This is a genomic window from Raoultibacter timonensis (genome assembly GCF_022845715.1).
Lineage (GTDB): Bacteria > Actinomycetota > Coriobacteriia > Coriobacteriales > Eggerthellaceae > Raoultibacter > Raoultibacter timonensis.
Genome location: NZ_AP025564.1, coordinates 688,204 through 706,747, shown reverse-complemented (window position 1 = coordinate 706,747; position 18,544 = coordinate 688,204). Strand labels below are relative to the sequence as shown.

The 18,544-nt window shown below is 59.4% G+C and carries 14 protein-coding genes; 4 read left to right on the top strand and 10 right to left on the bottom strand.

Annotated elements, in window-relative coordinates:
• Nucleotides 1-125: 125 nt before the first annotated feature.
• Nucleotides 126-1,781 carry an FAD-dependent oxidoreductase gene (locus MWL89_RS02755; RefSeq protein WP_244411670.1) on the top strand — a complete coding sequence of 552 codons (1,656 nt, stop codon included), beginning with the start codon at nt 126-128 and terminating at the stop codon, nt 1,779-1,781.
• Between the two features lie 100 nt (nt 1,782-1,881).
• Here the strand turns inward: MWL89_RS02755 and MWL89_RS02750 are convergent, their stop codons facing one another.
• The 4 genes from MWL89_RS02750 to MWL89_RS02735 all read right to left on the bottom strand — a co-directional run bounded on the left by MWL89_RS02750 (nt 1,882) and on the right by MWL89_RS02735 (nt 5,416).
• On the bottom strand, nt 1,882-2,412 hold the full coding sequence (locus tag MWL89_RS02750; protein ID WP_244452963.1) for a TetR family transcriptional regulator: 531 nt from the start codon (nt 2,410-2,412) through the stop codon (nt 1,882-1,884).
• A 90-nt stretch (nt 2,413-2,502) separates the two neighbouring features.
• Nucleotides 2,503-3,078 (bottom strand): TetR/AcrR family transcriptional regulator, encoded by a 576-nt coding sequence (locus MWL89_RS02745; RefSeq protein ID WP_244411668.1) that lies wholly within the window; start codon nt 3,076-3,078, stop codon nt 2,503-2,505.
• A 100-nt stretch (nt 3,079-3,178) separates the two neighbouring features.
• Nucleotides 3,179-4,846, bottom strand: coding sequence for an FAD-dependent oxidoreductase (locus MWL89_RS02740; protein ID WP_244411667.1), 1,668 nt, complete (start codon nt 4,844-4,846; stop codon nt 3,179-3,181).
• Between the two features lie 33 nt (nt 4,847-4,879).
• The gene (locus MWL89_RS02735; protein ID WP_244411666.1) at nt 4,880-5,416 is read right to left on the bottom strand and encodes a PhzA/PhzB family protein; all 537 of its coding nucleotides are present in this window, start codon (nt 5,414-5,416) and stop codon (nt 4,880-4,882) included.
• Nucleotides 5,417-6,197: 781 nt separating this feature from the next.
• Between MWL89_RS02735 and MWL89_RS02730 the strand changes: the two genes are divergently transcribed.
• Nucleotides 6,198-8,201 (top strand): FAD-dependent oxidoreductase, encoded by a 2,004-nt coding sequence (locus MWL89_RS02730; protein ID WP_244411665.1) that lies wholly within the window; start codon nt 6,198-6,200, stop codon nt 8,199-8,201.
• A 155-nt stretch (nt 8,202-8,356) separates the two neighbouring features.
• Nucleotides 8,357-9,292, top strand: coding sequence for a LysR family transcriptional regulator (locus MWL89_RS02725; RefSeq protein ID WP_244411664.1), 936 nt, complete (start codon nt 8,357-8,359; stop codon nt 9,290-9,292).
• A gap of 88 nt (nt 9,293-9,380) precedes the next feature.
• Here MWL89_RS02725 and MWL89_RS02720 read toward each other — a convergent pair whose 3' ends face one another.
• From MWL89_RS02720 to MWL89_RS02710, 3 genes are all read right to left on the bottom strand, one after another.
• The gene (locus MWL89_RS02720) at nt 9,381-11,207 is read right to left on the bottom strand and encodes an FAD-dependent oxidoreductase (protein ID WP_244411663.1); all 1,827 of its coding nucleotides are present in this window, start codon (nt 11,205-11,207) and stop codon (nt 9,381-9,383) included.
• Between the two features lie 230 nt (nt 11,208-11,437).
• Nucleotides 11,438-11,908, bottom strand: a complete 471-nt coding sequence (rlmH, locus tag MWL89_RS02715) for a 23S rRNA (pseudouridine(1915)-N(3))-methyltransferase RlmH (RefSeq protein ID WP_244412574.1) — start codon at nt 11,906-11,908, stop codon at nt 11,438-11,440.
• Nucleotides 11,908-13,347, bottom strand: a complete 1,440-nt coding sequence (locus tag MWL89_RS02710; RefSeq protein WP_244411662.1) for a helix-turn-helix transcriptional regulator — start codon at nt 13,345-13,347, stop codon at nt 11,908-11,910. Before MWL89_RS02710 ends, rlmH begins: the two co-directional genes overlap by 1 nt.
• A 288-nt stretch (nt 13,348-13,635) precedes the next feature.
• On the opposite strand from MWL89_RS02710, the gene MWL89_RS02705 reads away from it, so the two are divergent.
• The gene (locus MWL89_RS02705) at nt 13,636-15,417 is read left to right on the top strand and encodes an FAD-dependent oxidoreductase (RefSeq protein ID WP_244411661.1); all 1,782 of its coding nucleotides are present in this window, start codon (nt 13,636-13,638) and stop codon (nt 15,415-15,417) included.
• Between the two features lie 168 nt (nt 15,418-15,585).
• On the opposite strand, the gene MWL89_RS02700 is transcribed toward MWL89_RS02705, so the two are convergent.
• The 3 genes from MWL89_RS02700 to MWL89_RS02690 form a co-directional block, all read right to left on the bottom strand.
• A complete protein-coding gene (locus MWL89_RS02700; protein WP_102379624.1) occupies nt 15,586-16,227 on the bottom strand; it encodes a Type 1 glutamine amidotransferase-like domain-containing protein in 642 nt (213 codons plus the stop codon).
• A 208-nt stretch (nt 16,228-16,435) separates the two neighbouring features.
• Complete coding sequence (locus tag MWL89_RS02695; RefSeq protein ID WP_244411660.1) at nt 16,436-17,785, bottom strand: FtsX-like permease family protein; 1,350 nt, start codon at nt 17,783-17,785, stop codon at nt 16,436-16,438.
• A complete protein-coding gene (locus tag MWL89_RS02690; RefSeq protein WP_102379141.1) occupies nt 17,782-18,516 on the bottom strand; it encodes an ABC transporter ATP-binding protein in 735 nt (244 codons plus the stop codon). Before MWL89_RS02690 ends, MWL89_RS02695 begins: the two co-directional genes overlap by 4 nt.
• Nucleotides 18,517-18,544 lie beyond the last annotated feature (28 nt).

Here is an 18,544-nt window from a genome sequence, read left to right as displayed (position 1 = left end):
TATCGCATTTTTCATACCTACATAAAACATGTTGGATCGCATATCTACCGCATTCGTGTGTTTGAAGACACGTCGAAACCGCATACGGTCATCCTGCTGTAAACGAACGCATAAGGAGGATGTTCATGGAACTCGATCGTAGGAACTTTTTAAAAGGCGCAGCGGCAGCGGGAGCTCTTGCCGGATTGGCTTCTGCTGGCCTTATGAGCGGCTGTTCGCCAGCTGAGGGGAACGGCGATAAAACCGCGCAGGCTACCGAGCCCTCTTCGCCGGCTGCTAAAAACGAAAGAGCGCTCGCAGCATCCATCGTCGAATCGGAATCCGAGGTTTCCTCGAAAGTCACGGAAACCCGCGAATGCGACATCGTAATCCTCGGCTCCGGCGGAAGCGGGCTCAGCGCAGCCGTACGGGCGTCCGAACTGGGAGCGCGCGTGATCGTACTCGAGAAAGGATCTTCCCTCGGCGGCAGCACGATTGGAACCGAGGGAATGTTCGGCTGGGGAAGCAAGCTCCAAAGCGAAAACGGCATCGAGCTTTCGTCAGTGGCCGAACTCGTAGACGAAGAGAACGTGTACACCAATTATCGCTGCGACGCGGTTCTCTGGAACAAGTTCATATCATCGTCCGGGCGATCTGCCGATTGGCTCATGGACGAAGGCTACCAGTTCGATCGCGTCGACATCTACAAGAAAGCGGTAAGCTCGTTCAAGTGCTTCCATTGGTGGGCAGACGAATCCGGGCAAACCCTCATCGACTTTCTGGCCGAACGTGCCAAAGAGCAGGGAGCGGAAATTCTCACGCAAACACCTGCCGTTTGCCTCAAAACCGATCAGGGAGCCGTTGCGGGAGTGTACGCACACGACACCGCGAACAACACGTATCTCGAGATATCCGCAAAGGCGGTCATCGCCGGGTGCGGCGGCTACGCGGCTAACCCAGCCCTTATCGAGCAACTGACCGATTGGGATATGACGTACGCAAACTCAACGGCCACCGGCACAGGCGATGCCGTCATCATGGCTGAGAACGTAGGAGCGGGAACGTACATGACCGCGATCCTGCCCGCCATACATGTCTACGGATACGCGACAGCCGACCCCATTGTCATCGGATGCTGCAATCAGCCCCTGCTGTTCCTGAATCAAGATGGAAACCGCTGCATGGACGAAAGCCTTTTTATTCGCGCCCATAAAGCACTCTTCGTAAACGCGATCATGAGCCAGAAGCAGTGTTACTGCGTTTTCGATCAGGCAATCGTTGATCGGTTCGAAAGCGGCGACGGAATTTTCAGCGCATGGAGGGCATTTACCGTCGGATCGAATATCGAGGACTTCCAGGCTCAAATCGACGAGTGCATCAACCGGGATATGGGCAACGCATTCGTCGCCGATACAGTAGAGGATCTTGCGAAAGCCGTCGGCATCGATGCCAAAACCATGAGCGAAAGCATCAAGCGATACAACGAGTTCTGTGCTGCCGGCACGGATGAAGACTACCTCAAGGACGCTGCGTACCTTACGCCCGTCGAAGCAGGCCCGTTCTACGCAGTGCGGCTTGATCCCAGTGTCACCAACACGATCGGCGGGCTGGACGTGGACTACAACAACCAGGTTATCAATACCGACGGAGATCCAGTTCCCGGTTTGTATTGCGTGGGAGTCGACGGCAACAAGCTCTACAAGGAGACCTACAATTACGCGATGTCCGGGGGCTTGGTAAGCTACGCGATCTACTCAGGGCTCACAGCCGCTGAGCATGCGTGCGAAACGCACCTCTCGTAGAATACGGGGCATGCCTTCGAAAAGCCCCTCCCGCAATGCGGCACTCGGCAGGTTACCCGAGTGCCGCATACGTTTCTCTTCAAAGCCGAGGCGTCGCTCTTCATTCGGCTTCCGCTAACTTCTCGGGAAGGTATTCAAGACCGCTTTCAGGTCGGGGGGGAACGATCTCGTCGAGTCCGTCGGCCATTTCGTCAACCGAGAGGGGCATGCCTTCCTTGAACCATCGCAAAACATAGGTGACCTCCATTGCGACAAGCGCCCTGATCTGAAAGCTTATCCTGTCCGAAATCGCAATCCCCCGATGGTATACGAGCGTTTCAGTCAAATCGCGTTCCCGCCTCCCTTGCGCAAAAAGCGCCAGCGACTGGCTGCTCGAAAGCTTCGCCGCAGCAACATAGAGATGCTTCAAACGCTTGACTTCGGATAGCATTCTGCAGTTCGCTTCGCGAAACGTGCATGTCCTCCCCGCCTGGGAAAGAATATCCTCATAGAGGTGATCGAGGTGCCACTGATAGCACGCGTATTTATCGCAGAAATGGTTGTAGAACGTCGTTCTGCTGATGTCGGCCGCTTCGCAAATAGCCTTGACCGAAAGACTCTCGATGCTCTCGTTCTCCAGAAGGTCGTTCATGCATGTCGTGATATGCATGCACATTTCACGACCGCTTGCTACTCCCTCGTCCCTCTCCCCTATTCGCATCGCAGCCCCTCGTTTCTTCGCTTATCCCGACTCACAGCCCTCGAGCGCCTCTCGTATCTTTGGGGGAATGATCACATCGAGCAACTCGGCCATCCGGGCATGCGGCATGCGCATATCCTGCTGAATCCAGGTGACAACCGCCTGCACGGCAGCGGCGTTGAACGCAGCGATCTGATAGGAAAAGGCGACGCTGTAGGCAACTCCCTTATCCTCGAAAATAATCTGCTCGAGCTTCTTCTCGCGCTCGTAGAGCGCATACTGGAAAAGCGACTGTTCGCCTTGCTCGACAAACGCATTGCTGTAATAGGAGCGATAGCGAGAAAACCCCTCGAGCATGGCCAGGTTCGCTTGGCGGTACCCCATCGATCCCACGTTGTCGAGATGCTGGGCGCACAGCAATCCGTAGTGCCATTTACCCACCTCGCGCTTATCGGAAAAATGCTGATAGAACGCTGCGCGTGAGATATGGGCCTCTTCGCATATGGCAGTAACCGATATCTCCGAGAGCGACGATGTGCAGAGGAGCCGCTCCAAAGCCCCGAGGATAGCAAAAGGGATCTCGGCTTTTTCCGACGCACCTTCATTGTGTGAATGCATGGCCCGCTCCCATGGTATCGATGAAAGTCGCTCCGACAATCTCATGATAACAGGGAGAAGCTGCCAACGACAGCTTCTCCCGGGAGTGATAATCCGTCAATCAGGCGTTTTTATCCAAGATGGCGCGAGCGCACTGCCGTCCCGTGAACAGGGCGACTCCTTGATTGGAGCCGGGAAGGACGATTCCGTACGTCTCGCCGGCGAAGCCCGAACAATCGACACCCGAAGCCCAAAGACCCTCGATCACCTCGTAGTTCTTATTGATGACATGGCAGTCTTGATCGATTCGAATACCGCCCATCGTGTTGATGTGGAGAGCCGCGAGCCTGAATCCGTAGAACGGCGGGGTCTCGCACGGAATCAGATAGGCAGGATCTTTGCGATAGTCCTCATCGCTTCCCGCGTCGCAGTAGCCGTTGTAGGTGTCGATCGTTTGCTTGAGCATCGCAGGATCGACCTCCATCTGCTCAGCAAGATCTTCGATGGTGTCGGCTTTGAAGCAGTTGCCCTCCGGCTCAAGGGCATCCCATTGTTCCTGCATTTTTGTTGCCGGCTCGCCAGCCGTCAAGTAGGCACCGAGGCCGAAGGTGACACCTTCCGTCTCAAGCGAAGTCCATAGTGCCTGGTCCATAATTGCAAACGCATCCGATTGGGTAAGCAGCGCGTTGTTGACGGCCGTCAGCTGCAAGGCCGACATGGTCTCGTCGATAAAGCGCTCGGCATTGTGGTTAACCCAGAGCACCTTCGGCTCGCAGCCGGCGGCGAGACCCAAATGGGAGCTGATGCGCGCGCCGGCAATGGTCGATCCGATGAGCGCCATCATGACGTCCTTCGGCGTTTCGTCAAGCGCTTGAGCGACCATACCCAGGCCATCGCCGTCATGCCCAGTACCGCCCTGATAGCTCGTCCTATCGATGTTGCGGTTAGTCGTCTGCATCAGCCCATCGTGATTCTCCGAGGTTCCGCCCGTCGCAACGATGGTCTCCTTCGCTTTGAAGTCGATGATGCTGCCCCTCTTATCCTGAGCTTGGACGCCGACGCAGACCCCGTCTTCCATCAGAAGGCCCAGAGCCTTCACCTCTTGGCGCAAATCGACACCTGCGGCTTCCGCAGCGGGAATCATTGCCGCAACGGCCGAATCGCCGTGATGCCCCTCGAACAGGTGCCACGTTTCAGCTCCACCGCCCGGTCCGAAAACTCCCTCGAATTTGACCCCGTGATCGGTGAACCATTTGAAGTCTTCAGCCGAGTGCTTGATATAGAGTTCCCATATCTTCGGATTGGAGTTGAAGTTCTGGAAGTTCAGCTCCTGCAGCAGAAGCTCGTGCCAATCGAATTCGATGCCCTGCTCTTTCTGCATCTCCGTTCCAACGCCAAAGCATCCTTCGGCGAAATTGGTATTGCCGCCCCACATGCTCATCTTTTCAAGGAGCACAACAGAATAGCCTTCCTCGGCCAAGTTGATAGCAGGAACCAGTCCCCCGGTGCCGCTGCCTATGACGACGACGTCGGCTTCGACGGTTTCATCCGCCGTTACGAACTCGTAAAGCTCGAACCCATCGTAGGGGCTTGTTTTCGCCGCAGCATCGGAAGCGGCTGGCTCCGCCGAGCCGTCGCCCGTTTTCTCGGGTGCTTCACCATTTCCCCCGGGAGCGCAGGATGCCAGCATCCCGGCGCCCGCAACCCCAAGCGCCGCCGCCCCAACACCGGTAATAAACGATCGACGCGAAAGGGCATTCTCGATTGCTTCCCTCTTTGCATTATCCATGGTACTCCTCCTTGGTATACGTAAGACAAACGACTAGTACATCTCGGGCAACGTGATCCCCGACTGGACGTAGATCGAGAGCGGATTGAAGTACTCCTCCCATACTTGGATCTTGCCGTCCTTCATTTCAAAGAAGAGGATCATGGGATCGAGCGTGATGGGCGTGTCGTCGTCGCCTGCACTCAGGATTCCCTCCCCTTTGACTTTGAACCAATACTGGTTCGGATCAACGCACTCAAAGGATTCGACAATGTTGAACGCCCACGTGCTGTAGTGCTCGACGTTGAGCCTTTCCTGCTCGTAGATGGCGTCGTAGCCTTCGACGATCAGGGACTCTCCTCCGAAGTACAGCGGTACGGAAAACAGCGTATCGTCCGTCTGGTTCCAGCAAGCCATGCGGGGCTCAAGCCTATCTTCCCCCGTGTGGGCAAACCATTCGTCCAAGCATGCTCGGTTCTTTTCTCTCTGACTGTCGCCGTCCGAGCAACCGACAAGACCGCCGGTCGCAACAAGGGAAGCGCCCAGAACACCACCCCCCGCCAGTACGGTCGCAAAAGACCTTCGCGACATGTTTTGACTCGCTTTGCTTTCATGCGTCACGTTATCCAGCCCCTTCCCTCAGTAGGTCTCGGGCAATCTCCCTTTTGCCCTGAGCTTTAGTATAGGAAGGCACATGATGCAGTTTGCTTTACACTTGCGACGGTTTGTCAATGATTGGGTAAGGGGTTTCACAGTAGCTGGTCTGCCGGCTCAGGTGCCATACCCGCTTCCCGCACAAACCTCGAGATCCGCAGCTACATACCGCCATCGACATGCGTCTGCCCAGCGCATCGAGCGCAGGATCGCCACCCAGTCTTTGCTCATGCCCTTCTCGTTCAGTTCGGTAAGACGCTCGAACGTTTTCTCGAGATTCTCTGCATCGATAAGCGCAACTCGACAATGCCTCCCGCACCTGACGCACGAGAAGCCGCTTGTCGGGCACCCGCACGGGCATGCTGAGTTTGGCCGTGCGTCAGATTCCGAGTTCGTGGCAGAAAAACGGAGTTATTCGTCGCCAAAAGAGACCTCTGGCACAGCCGGTTTTTCGGTCGCCTTTCTGAACTGGTGAAACAAAGCGGCCCGTTACAAAAGCTGAGCGTTTTGCCGTGCGGAGGGGATTCTGGAGACGAATAACTCCGCTTTTCTGCCACGAACAGGCGCCAGCTCGCAATCATAGTGAGCGACGGGCTCCAAGGTTACACGACGGGTTACAAAGTTACCCCGCAACTTCGCTGGGGGGAGATTCGCACAAAGCACCGTCGCGGCATACTCGATCGCATCCGAAACCACGAGGGAAAGGTTCGATATGAGGATGAATGAGAAGCTGGACACTGCAAAAGCGAACGCGTCGGGTGCGTCGGGCATCGCACGGTCGGGCGCGTCGGGTGCAGCAAGCGCGCAGGGGATCACGCGCCGCGGGTTTATCGCAGGCGCCGCCATCGCGGGCGTGAACATCGCGCTGTTCGGCCTGTCGGGCTGCGCGCCAAGCGCATCGGCCGGCGGCGAGAACGGCCAATTCAAAGCGGGAACGTACACCGGGATCGGCCAAGGCAAATTCGCACCCATCACCGTAGAGGTCACGTTCGGGGAGTCGAGCATCGAGAGCGTAAACGTGATCGATCACGAGGAGACCAAGTACATCTCCGATACCGCGCTCGAAACGATTCCCGCCGCAATCGTCGAGCACCAATCGCTCGGCGTCGACACGATCGCCGGCGCTACGCTCACGAGCACGGCCATCATCGCAGCGTGCGAAGACTGCGTCAAGCAAGCGGGCGGCAGCGCGAGCAAGCTCAAGGGCAACTACGAGAAGCCGGCTCCTTCGACCGAGGTCGTCGAGCTCGAAGCCGACATCGTCATCGTCGGCGCAGGCGCAAGCGGAACCGTTGCCGCTGTAAACGCAGCGCGCCTCGGTGCGAAGAAAGTCGTCGTGCTCGAGAAGAGCTGCAACGTGGGAGGCAACGCGCTCGTCAGCGGCGGCTACCTCGAATACGTGCATGCACCCGAGGATCTGCGCGAGGAGGTGACCGACAATTACACCGTCGAGCTCGAGGCTAATGTTGCCGCAGCGGCCGATATCATGCCCGCCGCCGATCTCGAAAAGCTCAAGGCCGACATCGAGGCCTGGAAGGCGTCGGGCTCGACCAAGGTGTTCGACTCGGTGGAGCTCCATGCGCTCCAGTATGCGATTCAGGGCGAAGGAGCCTACGCCGACATGCTGATCTCCGGCCAGCACATCGCCGAACTCGACGATTGGCTCGCGACGAGCGGGTTCGAGTTCAAGCCGCTCGTCGGCATCGTCGGATACTCGTGGCCTCGCTGGACCTCATCGGTCAACGGCACCTGCGGCCAGGGGTACTTCGAGTTCTACACTTCCATGATCGACGAGAACGACTACCCGGTGGAAATCCACCTCAACACCCCGGCGCGCGAACTCATCTCCGACGACGGCACCGTCACGGGCGTCGTCGCCCAAGGCGCCGACGGCACGACCTACCGCGTCTCCGCTGAGAAGGGCGTCATCCTCGCAACCGGCGGCTTCTCGGGTAATCCCGATATGCTGCGCGAGTACAATACGCGCTGGGACTGGGATCCCAAGCAGATCATCCCCACCACCAACGCCTTCGGCCACACGGGCGACGGCATCGAGATGGCGCTCGCCCTCGGCGGCGCAACGGCGGCCATGGATACGCAGATGCCCTTCCCGTTCGCGGACTGCAAGAACTCCACCGACGAAACGACCGTCGGCGACGACATCGACTGCCCCATCGTCAACAAGGAAGGCAAGCGCTTCATGAACGAAGTGCTCGACCGCTTCACCATGACCGAGCACATCATGGCGCAGCCCGACCAGATGATGTTCATGATCTCCGACAAGGACACCTGCTGGATCGACGGCGAAGTCAACCGCTACGGCCGCAACGTCGAGAATCTCATCAACCAAGGGCAGCTTTTCCGCGCCGACACACTCGAAGAGCTCGCCGCGCTCATGGGCGTCGACGCCGGCACGTTCGTCGAAACGATCGAGCAGTACAACGAGTACGCCCGCCAAGGCGAGGATCCCGATTTCGGCCGCACGAACTTCACCGAGCACAGCCCCATCGAGAACCCCCCGTTCTACGCATCGCCGCGCACGTGGGCCATGCACATCACCGTCGGCGGCCTCGTCGTGGATTCCGCAACCGACTACACCGTCATCGGCGAAGACGGCAACCGCATCGAAGGCCTGCACGCCATCGGCGAAACCACGCTCGGCAGCTGCGGCATCGGCGTTCAGGGCGAGGGTTACGCGATCGCCCAGGCGCTGTTCGGGTAGGAACAGATTGGGGCTGGAATCGACCCTGTCAAAGACTCGCTTTGCTGCAAGGCCGCCAAACCAAGGCAGCCTTGCTCGCGAGTACACCCGCAGATAACCGGAAGAATCCTGTATCATATCCCCAGGGAGTCAATACGGGATACGGGGTGAACGTCGTGGAAACCGAGCATCTGCGGGAATACATCGTCTTTTCTCAAACGCTCAACTATGCGAAAGCGGCAGAGACGCTTTTCCTGTCCCAGCCGACTCTTCGAGCCCACATCAGAGCGCTCGAAGAGGAATGCGGCGCCTCGTTCACAGTCAAGCGCAGCAACGAGCTGATCTTGTCGCCTGCCGGAAAGTTCTTTCTCAAACGAGCTCGCGAGATCTTCAAGCTCGCCGATGAAACCGCAGAATCCTGTCGCGAGATCGCCGAGGAATCAGCTTCGATCCTCATCGGTTTTCCTGAATACCCGTATCTTGAGGATATGTTCATCAAGGCAAGAGAAGAGCTCAACGAAGCGCAGCAGACAGGTTTGGAGCTACTATTCTCCCCAAGAATGCATGCCAATGTCGAAGCCATCACCCAGCAGGAAGCAGATGTCACCATCTATCCCTACACAAGGGACTATGTGAAAAGAGACCGCGTCAACGTGCCTCTTCTGCCCTCTTCTGTTTCGAGTATATACCTCGGAGAGAAAGAGTGCAGGTTCTGGATGACCAAGAGCAACCCGCTTTTCGAGCAAGAGCGAATCAGCGCCGCCGATCTTGCAGGCTCGACGCTTCTTTTGGGCAATACGCAGAATATGCTCTCAGCGGGCCCGAAGTTTCAGGAGTACTTCGCAGCATCGGGCGCAGAGATCGATGTCGACAACCAACCGTTCTCAAGCTATGCCGACTACTTTCTCACAGACTCCAGGAGCTGTTTCGGCATCATCCTTGAGGGCCACCGGTTCGAAAGCCAGGCGCGCAAAGACTTCCGCATATTTACCGTCGACGATGTTTCAGTTTATTCCGACCTGTTTCTCCTGTACGACGAATCCCATCTCAATCACGTAGGGCTCGAGCTTCTCCAGAAGATCAAGGAGCAGCACGGCGTCGCCACAGCCTAGCCCACGCAAAAGTCCCGCCGGCACCGAAGCGGCGGGACTTTTGCGAGCGGGGCAGATCCCGCATCACGCAATCAGGTCACAATCCGACCTATGCTCCTTCGATGATCGAGCCTGCGGCCATGTATCCGCCGACAAACGACTGCCCGACATCGCCGAACATGCCGCCAAACGGACGCCCGCCGATATTCGTCTCGCCGTTTGCGCCGCCCGCTGTATGCCAGCCGGCATACAGCCCGGGAATGACCGCACCCTCGGTATTGACAACCTGCATACGGGGGTTAACCTTCAAACCGCATTTGGTGGTGAAGATGTTGCCGCCGAGCTTTGCTCCGTAATAGGGCGGCGTATCGATGGAGATAAGCCACGAGGGATCGTACGGATAGTTGACTGCATAGTCCTCCCCCGCCTCGCATGCGGCATTCCACTCCTTTACCGCCTCAACAAGCACGCCCTCACGCAGCCCCAAAGCTTCTTCGAGCTCTTCGATGGTGTCGCACTTCTTGACTGCGCCCGCATCGAGCATCTGACCAAATCCCGTCCGCCAATCGCGTTGCCACTCGGGAACGCGCTCGATGAGAGGATCGTCATCGGGAATGATCTTCCCGACGCGGCATACGCCCTGCTTGAAATGATTCTGCGTAACAAGATCCTCGTACTTCGAATCGAAGCACACGAACGTCTTGCCGCCAGGCTGCATGATCTCGACCGCCGATTGATCGGTCAAACCGTTGACCATCTCGTTTCCGAAGGGCGCATAGGGATAAGCGACATACGTGGTGCCCAGATAGGGTACGCGTTCACCCATGCGGTTAATGCGCAGCCACGGCTGCCGCAATGCCTGGTTTCCGTCCTTGTTCACATGGGCGGTCATGCGAGTCGCATACTGATCGTAGTCGTCCCACCATACGCCGCCATCGTAGCTTCCGGTGGAATCGTACCCGGCGAGATCGGCTCCTGCACCGACGCCCATGCGGATGCACTCCCCGGTGTTGCACGGCGGACAGGGCACGTTCGCGAGACCGTCGAAGCACGTGGGAAGGTACTTCTGAAGCATTGCGCGGTTCATCTCGAACCCGCCTGCCGTGAGCAGAACGCCCTTGGATCCCTTGATGTACTGCTCTGCACCATCGGAACTTACCTTCACGCCAACAACCGTATCCCCATCCATCACGAGAGCGGTGGCAGTCGTGTTCGTCCGAACGTCAATTCCCTTCTCTTGAGCCATGTCGGTGAGGTAATTGAACGTGTGGTCGTTGATCATGATGGAGTTCTTTGCGGTGATCTGCCCCTCCCAGTATACGGACTGGGCACCCGAAGGCACCTCTGTGCTGAACGGAGCCCAGGGAACGCCGAGCTCGTCTTCCATCCAGTCGATGCATCGGGGGCCCTCGACGGCCATTGCGCGCAACAGCTCGGGATCGGCGGTCTGCTGCCACATATCGTTGAGGAACTGGACGATCTTGTCAGGATCATACGGATAGCTCGGACATGCCCACTGAACCTCTTCGGCAAGCCGGTGTCCACCGAAGTTGACGAAGAAGCCCGAATACCGCGATGCTCCGCCGGTTTTTCCGTCCTTCTCAAGCACGATAACCTTGTTGCCCTCGTTTGCCAGACGCAATGCGCCGACCATGCCGCCGCCGCCCGATCCGACGACCACGACATCCGCTTCGGCGTCCCAGGATGCAGGAGGCTCGACAGGCGCAATCGGAGCAGCTTCGGCCTCGAATGCTGCTTTCGCCTCATCCTCTTTCGGCGCCTTCGCATCGCTGCCCGACTCGGCCGCTGGTGCGCATCCCGCAAAAGCCGCCCCCGCTGCTGCTACCAGGCCCGCCGAAGCTGCGCCTTTGAGAAAGCCCCTTCGGCTCAGAGCGTGCCGAGGTTCTTCCTGTGCGTTTTTCTCGTCGTATTCCATGAGTTCTCCCTTCCTTGCTCCCTTTGCGATTCCCGATCAGGGAATACCCGCATTGTACGTGGAGCCTCGGAAGATCTGGGAAAGGGTAAACGGCGCCCTCGATTGAAAACAAATCGACTGTTGATGATTTACGGAGTACCGTGAGGTAATTCAAACAGCATGGTTGAAAAATCATCGCTAACGGCAAAGCAGCTCCCAAACGCGAAAGCCGCGCCCATCCGACGCATTGCCTACTTGTGATACGGCTCGCCCCGCGAGATCTTGAACGCGCGGTACACCTGCTCGAGCAATACAACGCGCGCGAGGTTGTGCGGCAGCGTGATCGGGCCGAACGAAAGCTGCTCGTTGGCACGTGTCCGCACGGCGTCGCTCACGCCGTCCGAGCCCCCGACGATGAACGTCAGATCGCTTGTGCCGGCAAGCGCCAGGCTGTCAAGCCGACGAGCCAAACCTTCACTTGATCGCTCTTTGCCCTCGATGGCGAGCAGGATCGCATGGCTCTGCTCGGGAATCGCCGCCAGAACGGCCGAGCCCTCCCTATCGCGGGCGGCATCGACTCCCCCGGCTTTGGCCGGGTCGATATCGGCGATTTCCTTCACCTCGACCTTCGCGTAGGCCTTGAGGCGCTTGAGGTACTCGGCGCAGGCATCGGCCCAAAAGCGCTCTTTGAGCTTGCCAACCGCAACCACCGTGATCCTGATCATGGGCGGTTCACCAAATCGATGAGCTCCGAGCGCACGTGGATGCCGAGCTTCTGATAGATGCTCTTCACATGGGATTTAACCGTGTTCTCCGAAACGAACAGCTTTTCCGATATGACGGGCATGGTGTAGCCCTGGGCGAGCAGCTTGAATATCTCCGTCTCGCGCGGGGTGAACTGATGATCGGCCGCAATCTCATCGCAGCGCGACGCGAGCGCCTCCTCGGGCGTCAGCTGCGCCGCCGGCTCGTCATCGTCGCTTGCCAGGCGCTTGTCTTTGAACAGCAACAACGCCGCCATCAGCAGCAGATACACCGAAACCAGCGCCACGGTGGTGAGTACAAGATCGCCCTGCTTCAGGGTCTCCGCATTGAGAAACCCGATAGCCGTCCCCGCAAGCTGCGCCGCATTCGTGCAGGCGAGCGCCAAGCCGAACAGCAACGTCGAGGGAAGCTTGGTGTCGTTTGCCGAATCGGCGATCATGCACCAGAGAATGATGCCCGCAACCATAGCACCCAACTGGGCGAACGCGTTGACGATACCGCCAGCTGCGTTCCAGATGATCGGCAGAAGCAGAAAACCAGCTGCCGAAAGCGGCAGCGCAACCGAGTAGATCCTTCCCACATTGAAGGGCTTCTTGATGAGAAGCGCCGGCAAAATCAGGCAGACCACCGCGATGGCGCTCGTGAACAACGAGGTTTGCTGAAACGATTCGAGGGGGATCTCGTGCTGCCCGGAAATCTGGAGCATAAGACCGCTCATGAAGCAGAGGATCACGGTGCCGAGCACCGGATGCCAGAGCCCCTTGACCGCCCCGCTGAATACCGGCCCCGAATACTCCGGCTCGACTGTCGGACGCGCATCAAGGGCCTTCTTGGCGAACAAAGCCGAGAAGGCGAACAGCAGCGCTGCCACAGGAAGAGCCGCTGACGAGGGAATGAGCGTCACCACAAAATAGAACACCAGGCTTACCGCGTTGCAGAGCACCACGAACAGATAGACCGCGCGCAACGTGAGCGTCGAAGAGAACCGCGCCCACAAAAGCGTGATCAGCGCATCACCTGCGCCGAGCAGAACGCCTGCGAGCAAAAGCCACGGCGCAAACATATCGACAGACACGGCCGACGAGAACTGAAACACCATCCCGGCAACCAAAAACCCGACCATGGCGACGCCGATGGTCATGAGGGCGGTAATGGAATTCGAAGTCTTCGGAAGACGGCGCACCACCAGCGCGCAGATAAGGTATACGACGATGCGCGCGCCCATGGCGCCAATGGAGAACATGACCTCGATGCCGTACCCTAGCGGCCCGGCCGACGTAAGCACGGTCGCAGAATGGAACGTCATGTAGCTGAATGCGAGATACAGGGCGTATCCGCCGAAGAACACCGTATCGCGCGCACGCAGGCTCTTGGCAATATCGGCCACATACCCCATCGGATTCCTTTCTCCCATGGGGATAGTATATAGGTTCGCAAGCCTCCCGCACATTGCAACCTGGAAACGGGTTTCCGGGCGAACTTCCTACTACATTCTGTATTATACCTGTTCAATGCTTATAAAAGGACTGCCTCACCAGAATCAGGTGGGAAGCATTTTCCCTGTTCGAGAAAAAATCACCAGCGAACTGGTGATGAAACGGGAGCGCTTCTTCCGTACTGTACACGATACCCGGAAGCCGAAAAGAGGACTTCCACGACCCATACTGTATCTGGAGGGAGACATATGGACAACGCAAGATTAAGCCGACGTGCATTTATCGGACTGGGTGCCACCGCGGCGGTTGCCGCCGGCGCTGCAGGCCTCGTAGGATGCGCTCCAGCATCCGATGCCGCCGACTCGGGCAAGGCGGACGCCGCAGGCGACGCCGCCGCACAGGGCGGTTCCGCCTCGGGCAAACCGGCTGACTTCACCCCGAACTTCATGACGGCACCGGCCGTTCCGACCGACATCAAAGAGACAAAGGACTGCGACGTGCTCGTCATCGGCCTCGGCCTCTCGGGCGTCGCAGCTGCAAAAGCCGCCGCCGAAGAAGGCGCGAAGGTCATCGGCGTCGAAAAGGCTGCTCAGCTTACCGCCGTTTCGATGGCAGGCGATTTCGGCGTCGTCGGCTCGCAGATCCAGAAGGATCTCGGCATCGAATGGGCTGGCAAAGACGTCATCGTCAACCAGCTCATGAAAGACATGTGCTACCGCCCGACCCCCGACTTCCTCGGCTATTGGTACGATCATTCGGGCGAGGACTTCGACTGGCTCGTCGAGGGCGCTGATTTCGAGGTGCTCACGAGCACCGCTGCCGACCAGCAGACCGACAAGCCCAACTACATCCGCCCGAAGTGCTTCCCCGCGCTTGAGGGCTACGACTACAAAACCGAGTACTACCCGTACTTCCACGGCACCATCACCACGAACCCGAACATGCAGTGGACGCTCGACGCAGGCGCGGCGAAAGCCGAGGAAATGGGTGCCGAGCTCATCTACTCCACGTGGGGCGAGCAGCTCATCGTAGAGGACGGCAAGGTCACCGGAGCCTACGTGCATGACGCCGACGGCAACTACACGCAGATCAACGCGAAGTCCGTCGTGCTCGCCACCGGCGACTGGGGCAACAACCAAGACATGCGCGACTACTTCATCCCGTGGGCTAACGAGTTCGTGAGCTTCTACACCACGATGGACGCGGCAGGCACCATCGGCAACACCGGCGACGGCCACCTCATGGGGCTTTGGGCCGGCAGCCACATGGAGCTCGGTCCCCATGCCCCGATGACCCATCACATGGGCGGCCCTCTCGGCGTCGACGGGTACCTGCAGCTCGACATCAACGGCAACCGCTTCATGAATGAAGACATCCCCGGCCAGAACATCGCCGACCAGCTCTCGCGTGTTCCCGAGGGTCCCGAGGGCCTGCGCTCCTGGCAGATCTTCGACAGCAAGTGGCCCGACGAGATCGCGCATATGCCCGACGGTCACGGCTACGTGAACCACTTCGTCCCCGAGGATCAGATCGACCAGTACCAAACCGTGCTCGCAGGCTTCGGCTTGGGCTACACCACCAAGGAAATGGTCGAGGGAACCCAAGGACTCATCAAAGCCGACACGATCGAGGATCTCGCAAGCCAGATGGGACTCGACGCCGCAACGGTGAAGGCCTCCATCGATCGCTACAACGAGATGTGCGCCGCCGGCCACGACAGCGATTTCGGCAAGGATTCGCGTCGCCTGTTCCCCGTGTCCGAACCGCCGTTCTACGCGTACCCGTTCGGCAGCGCCGGCATGCTCGTCCTCATGGGCGGCCTCGAGGTCAACAAGAAGCTCCAGCCGCTTAACGAAGCGGGCGAGCCGATCGAGGGTCTCTACGCCACCGGCAACGTGCAGGGCGGCCGCTACCTCGTCGAGTACCCGGTTACCGTCGCGGGCATCTCGCTCGGCACCGCGCTCTCCTTCGGACGCCTTGCGGGCATGAACGCCGCCGGCAAGGAGATCGAGGCGACAACCCAGGCGTAACACTGCCTTACCCGAAGCCGTCTGTAAGCGACTCTTTTCCCTCACATGCTTGAGGACGGCATGCTCAAAGCCCCGAAGCCACCCTTTCTCCCAGGCTTCGGGGCTTGTTTTTGCCCAACTTCCTTCGTTAGCACGCCCGAAAACGCCCGTAACTAAAGCTGGCTTTACTTAGCGGGGTTTCTCGAGCGGCATTCCGTCTTTCCCGAGGATCTCGACCGCCTCGCCTCGCACGAGAATCGCCTGGTTGTCATCGATAGCCCGCAAAGGAAGGCCGTCCGCATGCGCGGCGAGTATCTCCTCGGCAGCTTTGCCCATCTCCCAGTTTCCGCAATGCGGCACCACGAAGAAGTCGACAAGGCCCAAACCGGTATAGTCGTCCAAGCCGGGCGCCTTCTCGACGCTGTCCATTGCGGCAGAGTACCCGATGTCGGGCGCGACGACGATGGCACCCGCCGATTCGCCAACGTAGAGCTTTCCCTTGTCGATCTCGCGGACCAGCAGTTCGTCAGTGCCGGTTCTGCGCAGCTCCTGCAGCAGGTAGAACGTGTTGCCACCCGAAACGTATATGATGTCGGCCGCTTCCAACTGAGTCTTTGCGGTCTCGTACGAAACCGTCGCGACATCCAGCTCCCCAACGGCAAGCCCCATACTCCTCAGCACCCACTTGCTTATCTTGGCGAAAAAGCCCAAGCGCTCCGCCTTGCTTGCCGTGGGAACGAACGCAACGGTTTTGCCCTCGAGGTCGGGTTCGGCCGTCCTCAGCGTTTTTGACACGTTCTGAAACATGGAAACCAAGAGCATTCTTTTCATAGCAACCTCCGGGCACCAGTATACGCGCCCGAAAGAAAGGCGGCGCAGCAATCGAGAAGTCCGTCCGACCTCGCAAAGCAGCTGCAACAGCCAGACAGCCGCCAGCCGCTCGGCGCCCGACCACCCGGCGGCGGCAGCCGGGCCATACGGGCCACCGGTTGGCGGCAGTCCGGTTGTCGAGCTGCCCAGATGCCAAGGTGCTGCGCCGTCACTGCCCCATCGCGAGAGCGGTTGCGGTTTCACGCTTGAGGGCCGTGCAGGTGGGAACAAACGTGGCGGCGAACACCAGAGCGAAGCCCACGAGGGAGACGGCAAGGCCTTCGCCGAAAACCAAACCGTCGAAAATCGGCAAGCCCGCCGCAACGGCAACGAGGGCGCTGGAGGAAACCACGCACGCCATGCCCACGAGGGTAGCCGTAACCGCATGGATAAACGCCTCGCATGCGGCGGCGGCCATAAGCGTTTTCGGCTGGGCACCGCTCGCTATGAGGAGGGCGACGTCGCGCGTGCGGGACCGCGACGTCATCACCACGCTCACCGCCGCCCCGACCGCGCACAAAAGCACGGGGCCGCCCAGCATGAGTAGGGCTGCCTCGAGGCTGAGCCCGTTGATGTCGGCTATGCCCTGGCTTTGCAGATACCCCGTGAACAGCCCTAAAACGGAGAAGATGCCCGCAACCAGCCCGAATCCCACCATGATGGGCGTCTCGACCGACGTCGAAGCCGCAAGGCCGTGCCGGGCGGTGTGCCGGGCCAGATACCAGGCGTTCCAGCGCTTCTGCGGAACAAGCCGCGTCCATGCTTCGAGCAGCGCCGAAAAGAGCGCGGGCGCAAGGGGAGCAAGCGTAGCCACTACGAAAAGGGGCATGAAAAGCGACCAGTTCATGGCCTCGTCCGGACCCGATTCGATCATGAAGGAAACGAACCAGCAGGTGCAGGCCGCGAGCCCCGCGAACAGGATGACGCGCATCCACGTCATCCCTGCGCGCTTCGGCTCCGGGTCGCGCAGGGCGACAAGCGGAGGCGTTTTCCCTGCGCTCCGTGCGCCGCGCAGGCCCCCGAGCAGAAACACACCCGCCACCACAAGCCACACCACGGGCATCAGAGATGCATCGACCTGGGGCGCCACACCGAAGAAGACCTCCTGCGAACCGGTTAGAACAGCGAAGATCGGTCCGAACGTGGCAGCCGCAAGCACCGTGCCGCACGCGGCACCGAGCACCGCCACCACGGCCATCTGGATGAGCACTGCTGCGCTCACCAGGCGCGGCCTCACGTTCGCCAGCTGCCACAGCGCGTAGCTCTGCCGTTGCGCGGAAACCGTCAGGTTCGCCGCCGACGCGAGCACGGCTACCGCCGCAACCGACGAAAACGAGACGACGACGGGAACGGTTTGCTGCAGGCCCTTGAACAGAAGCTCATCGCCTGCATAGAAGTTCGCAGTCGCCTGAAACGACGCAGCCCAGCCGCCGATCAAGCCGCAGGCAACCGCCACCAAAAAGGCACCGACCCACGTCGTTGCATGGTCGCGCAGATCCGAGAACACGAGCCTGATCATTGAGAGCCTCCCATCGCCTCGAGTATCTGAGCCGCAGTAGAGCGGCCCATAACCCTGACGACCTGCCCGTCCTTCAGTACGAGAATACGATCCGCCAACGATGCCGCCTCAAGATCGTGGGTTACCACAACCACCGATCGCCGGGGGTCGTCGGCTATTTTGCGCAGCATACCGAGCACCTCGCGGCCGTTCTTGGAATCGAGTGCGCCGGTCGGCTCGTCGGCAAACACCACGTCGGGGCGCGCTGCGAGAACGCGGGCAATGGCCACGCGCTGCTGCTCGCCGCCCGACAGATCGCCGGGGCGGCTCTTCTCCCGGCCCCTTAGCCCTACGCTTTCCAGCACCGATTCAACCTGCTTCTTCGCAAGCGGCCGACCCGCTAGGCGCGCAGGTAGCGAAACGTTCTCGCCAGCGCTCAGCGACGGAATGAGGTTGTACGATTGGAAGATGAAGCCCACATGATCTCTGCGCATCTTGAACAGGGAGTTTCGACTCGCACGGACAACCTGCGTGCCCATCACCTCGATCGACCCCGAATCCGCGGCCTCCAGCCCCGACAGGCAGTACAAAAGCGTCGATTTGCCCGAACCGCTCGGCCCTACGATGCTCACCATCTCGCCCGCCTCAAGGGAAAGGCTGACACCTCGCAAAACCTCGGTCACCCGCCGTTTTCTCCCTCCCCCCGTGCTGAACGACTTCTTCACGTTTTGTGCAACGATGGTGCTGCTCATGTTTTCTCCTTTGAACCACATCGGGCGG

What these genes read in the sequence shown, in the direction of transcription:
- MWL89_RS02755 (WP_244411670.1), top strand. Translation starts at nt 126, where the DNA reads ATGGAACTCGATCGTAGGAACTTTTTAAAAGGCGCAGCGGCAGCGGGA.
- MWL89_RS02750 (WP_244452963.1), bottom strand. Translation starts at nt 2,412, where the DNA reads ATGAACGACCTTCTGGAGAACGAGAGCATCGAGAGTCTTTCGGTCAAG.
- MWL89_RS02745 (WP_244411668.1), bottom strand. Translation starts at nt 3,078, where the DNA reads ATGCATTCACACAATGAAGGTGCGTCGGAAAAAGCCGAGATCCCTTTT.
- MWL89_RS02740 (WP_244411667.1), bottom strand. Translation starts at nt 4,846, where the DNA reads ATGGATAATGCAAAGAGGGAAGCAATCGAGAATGCCCTTTCGCGTCGA.
- MWL89_RS02735 (WP_244411666.1), bottom strand. Translation starts at nt 5,416, where the DNA reads ATGTCGCGAAGGTCTTTTGCGACCGTACTGGCGGGGGGTGGTGTTCTG.
- MWL89_RS02730 (WP_244411665.1), top strand. Translation starts at nt 6,198, where the DNA reads ATGAATGAGAAGCTGGACACTGCAAAAGCGAACGCGTCGGGTGCGTCG.
- MWL89_RS02720 (WP_244411663.1), bottom strand. Translation starts at nt 11,207, where the DNA reads ATGGAATACGACGAGAAAAACGCACAGGAAGAACCTCGGCACGCTCTG.
- MWL89_RS02710 (WP_244411662.1), bottom strand. Translation starts at nt 13,347, where the DNA reads ATGGGGTATGTGGCCGATATTGCCAAGAGCCTGCGTGCGCGCGATACG.
- MWL89_RS02705 (WP_244411661.1), top strand. Translation starts at nt 13,636, where the DNA reads ATGGACAACGCAAGATTAAGCCGACGTGCATTTATCGGACTGGGTGCC.
- MWL89_RS02700 (WP_102379624.1), bottom strand. Translation starts at nt 16,227, where the DNA reads ATGAAAAGAATGCTCTTGGTTTCCATGTTTCAGAACGTGTCAAAAACG.
- MWL89_RS02695 (WP_244411660.1), bottom strand. Translation starts at nt 17,785, where the DNA reads ATGATCAGGCTCGTGTTCTCGGATCTGCGCGACCATGCAACGACGTGG.
- MWL89_RS02690 (WP_102379141.1), bottom strand. Translation starts at nt 18,516, where the DNA reads ATGAGCAGCACCATCGTTGCACAAAACGTGAAGAAGTCGTTCAGCACG.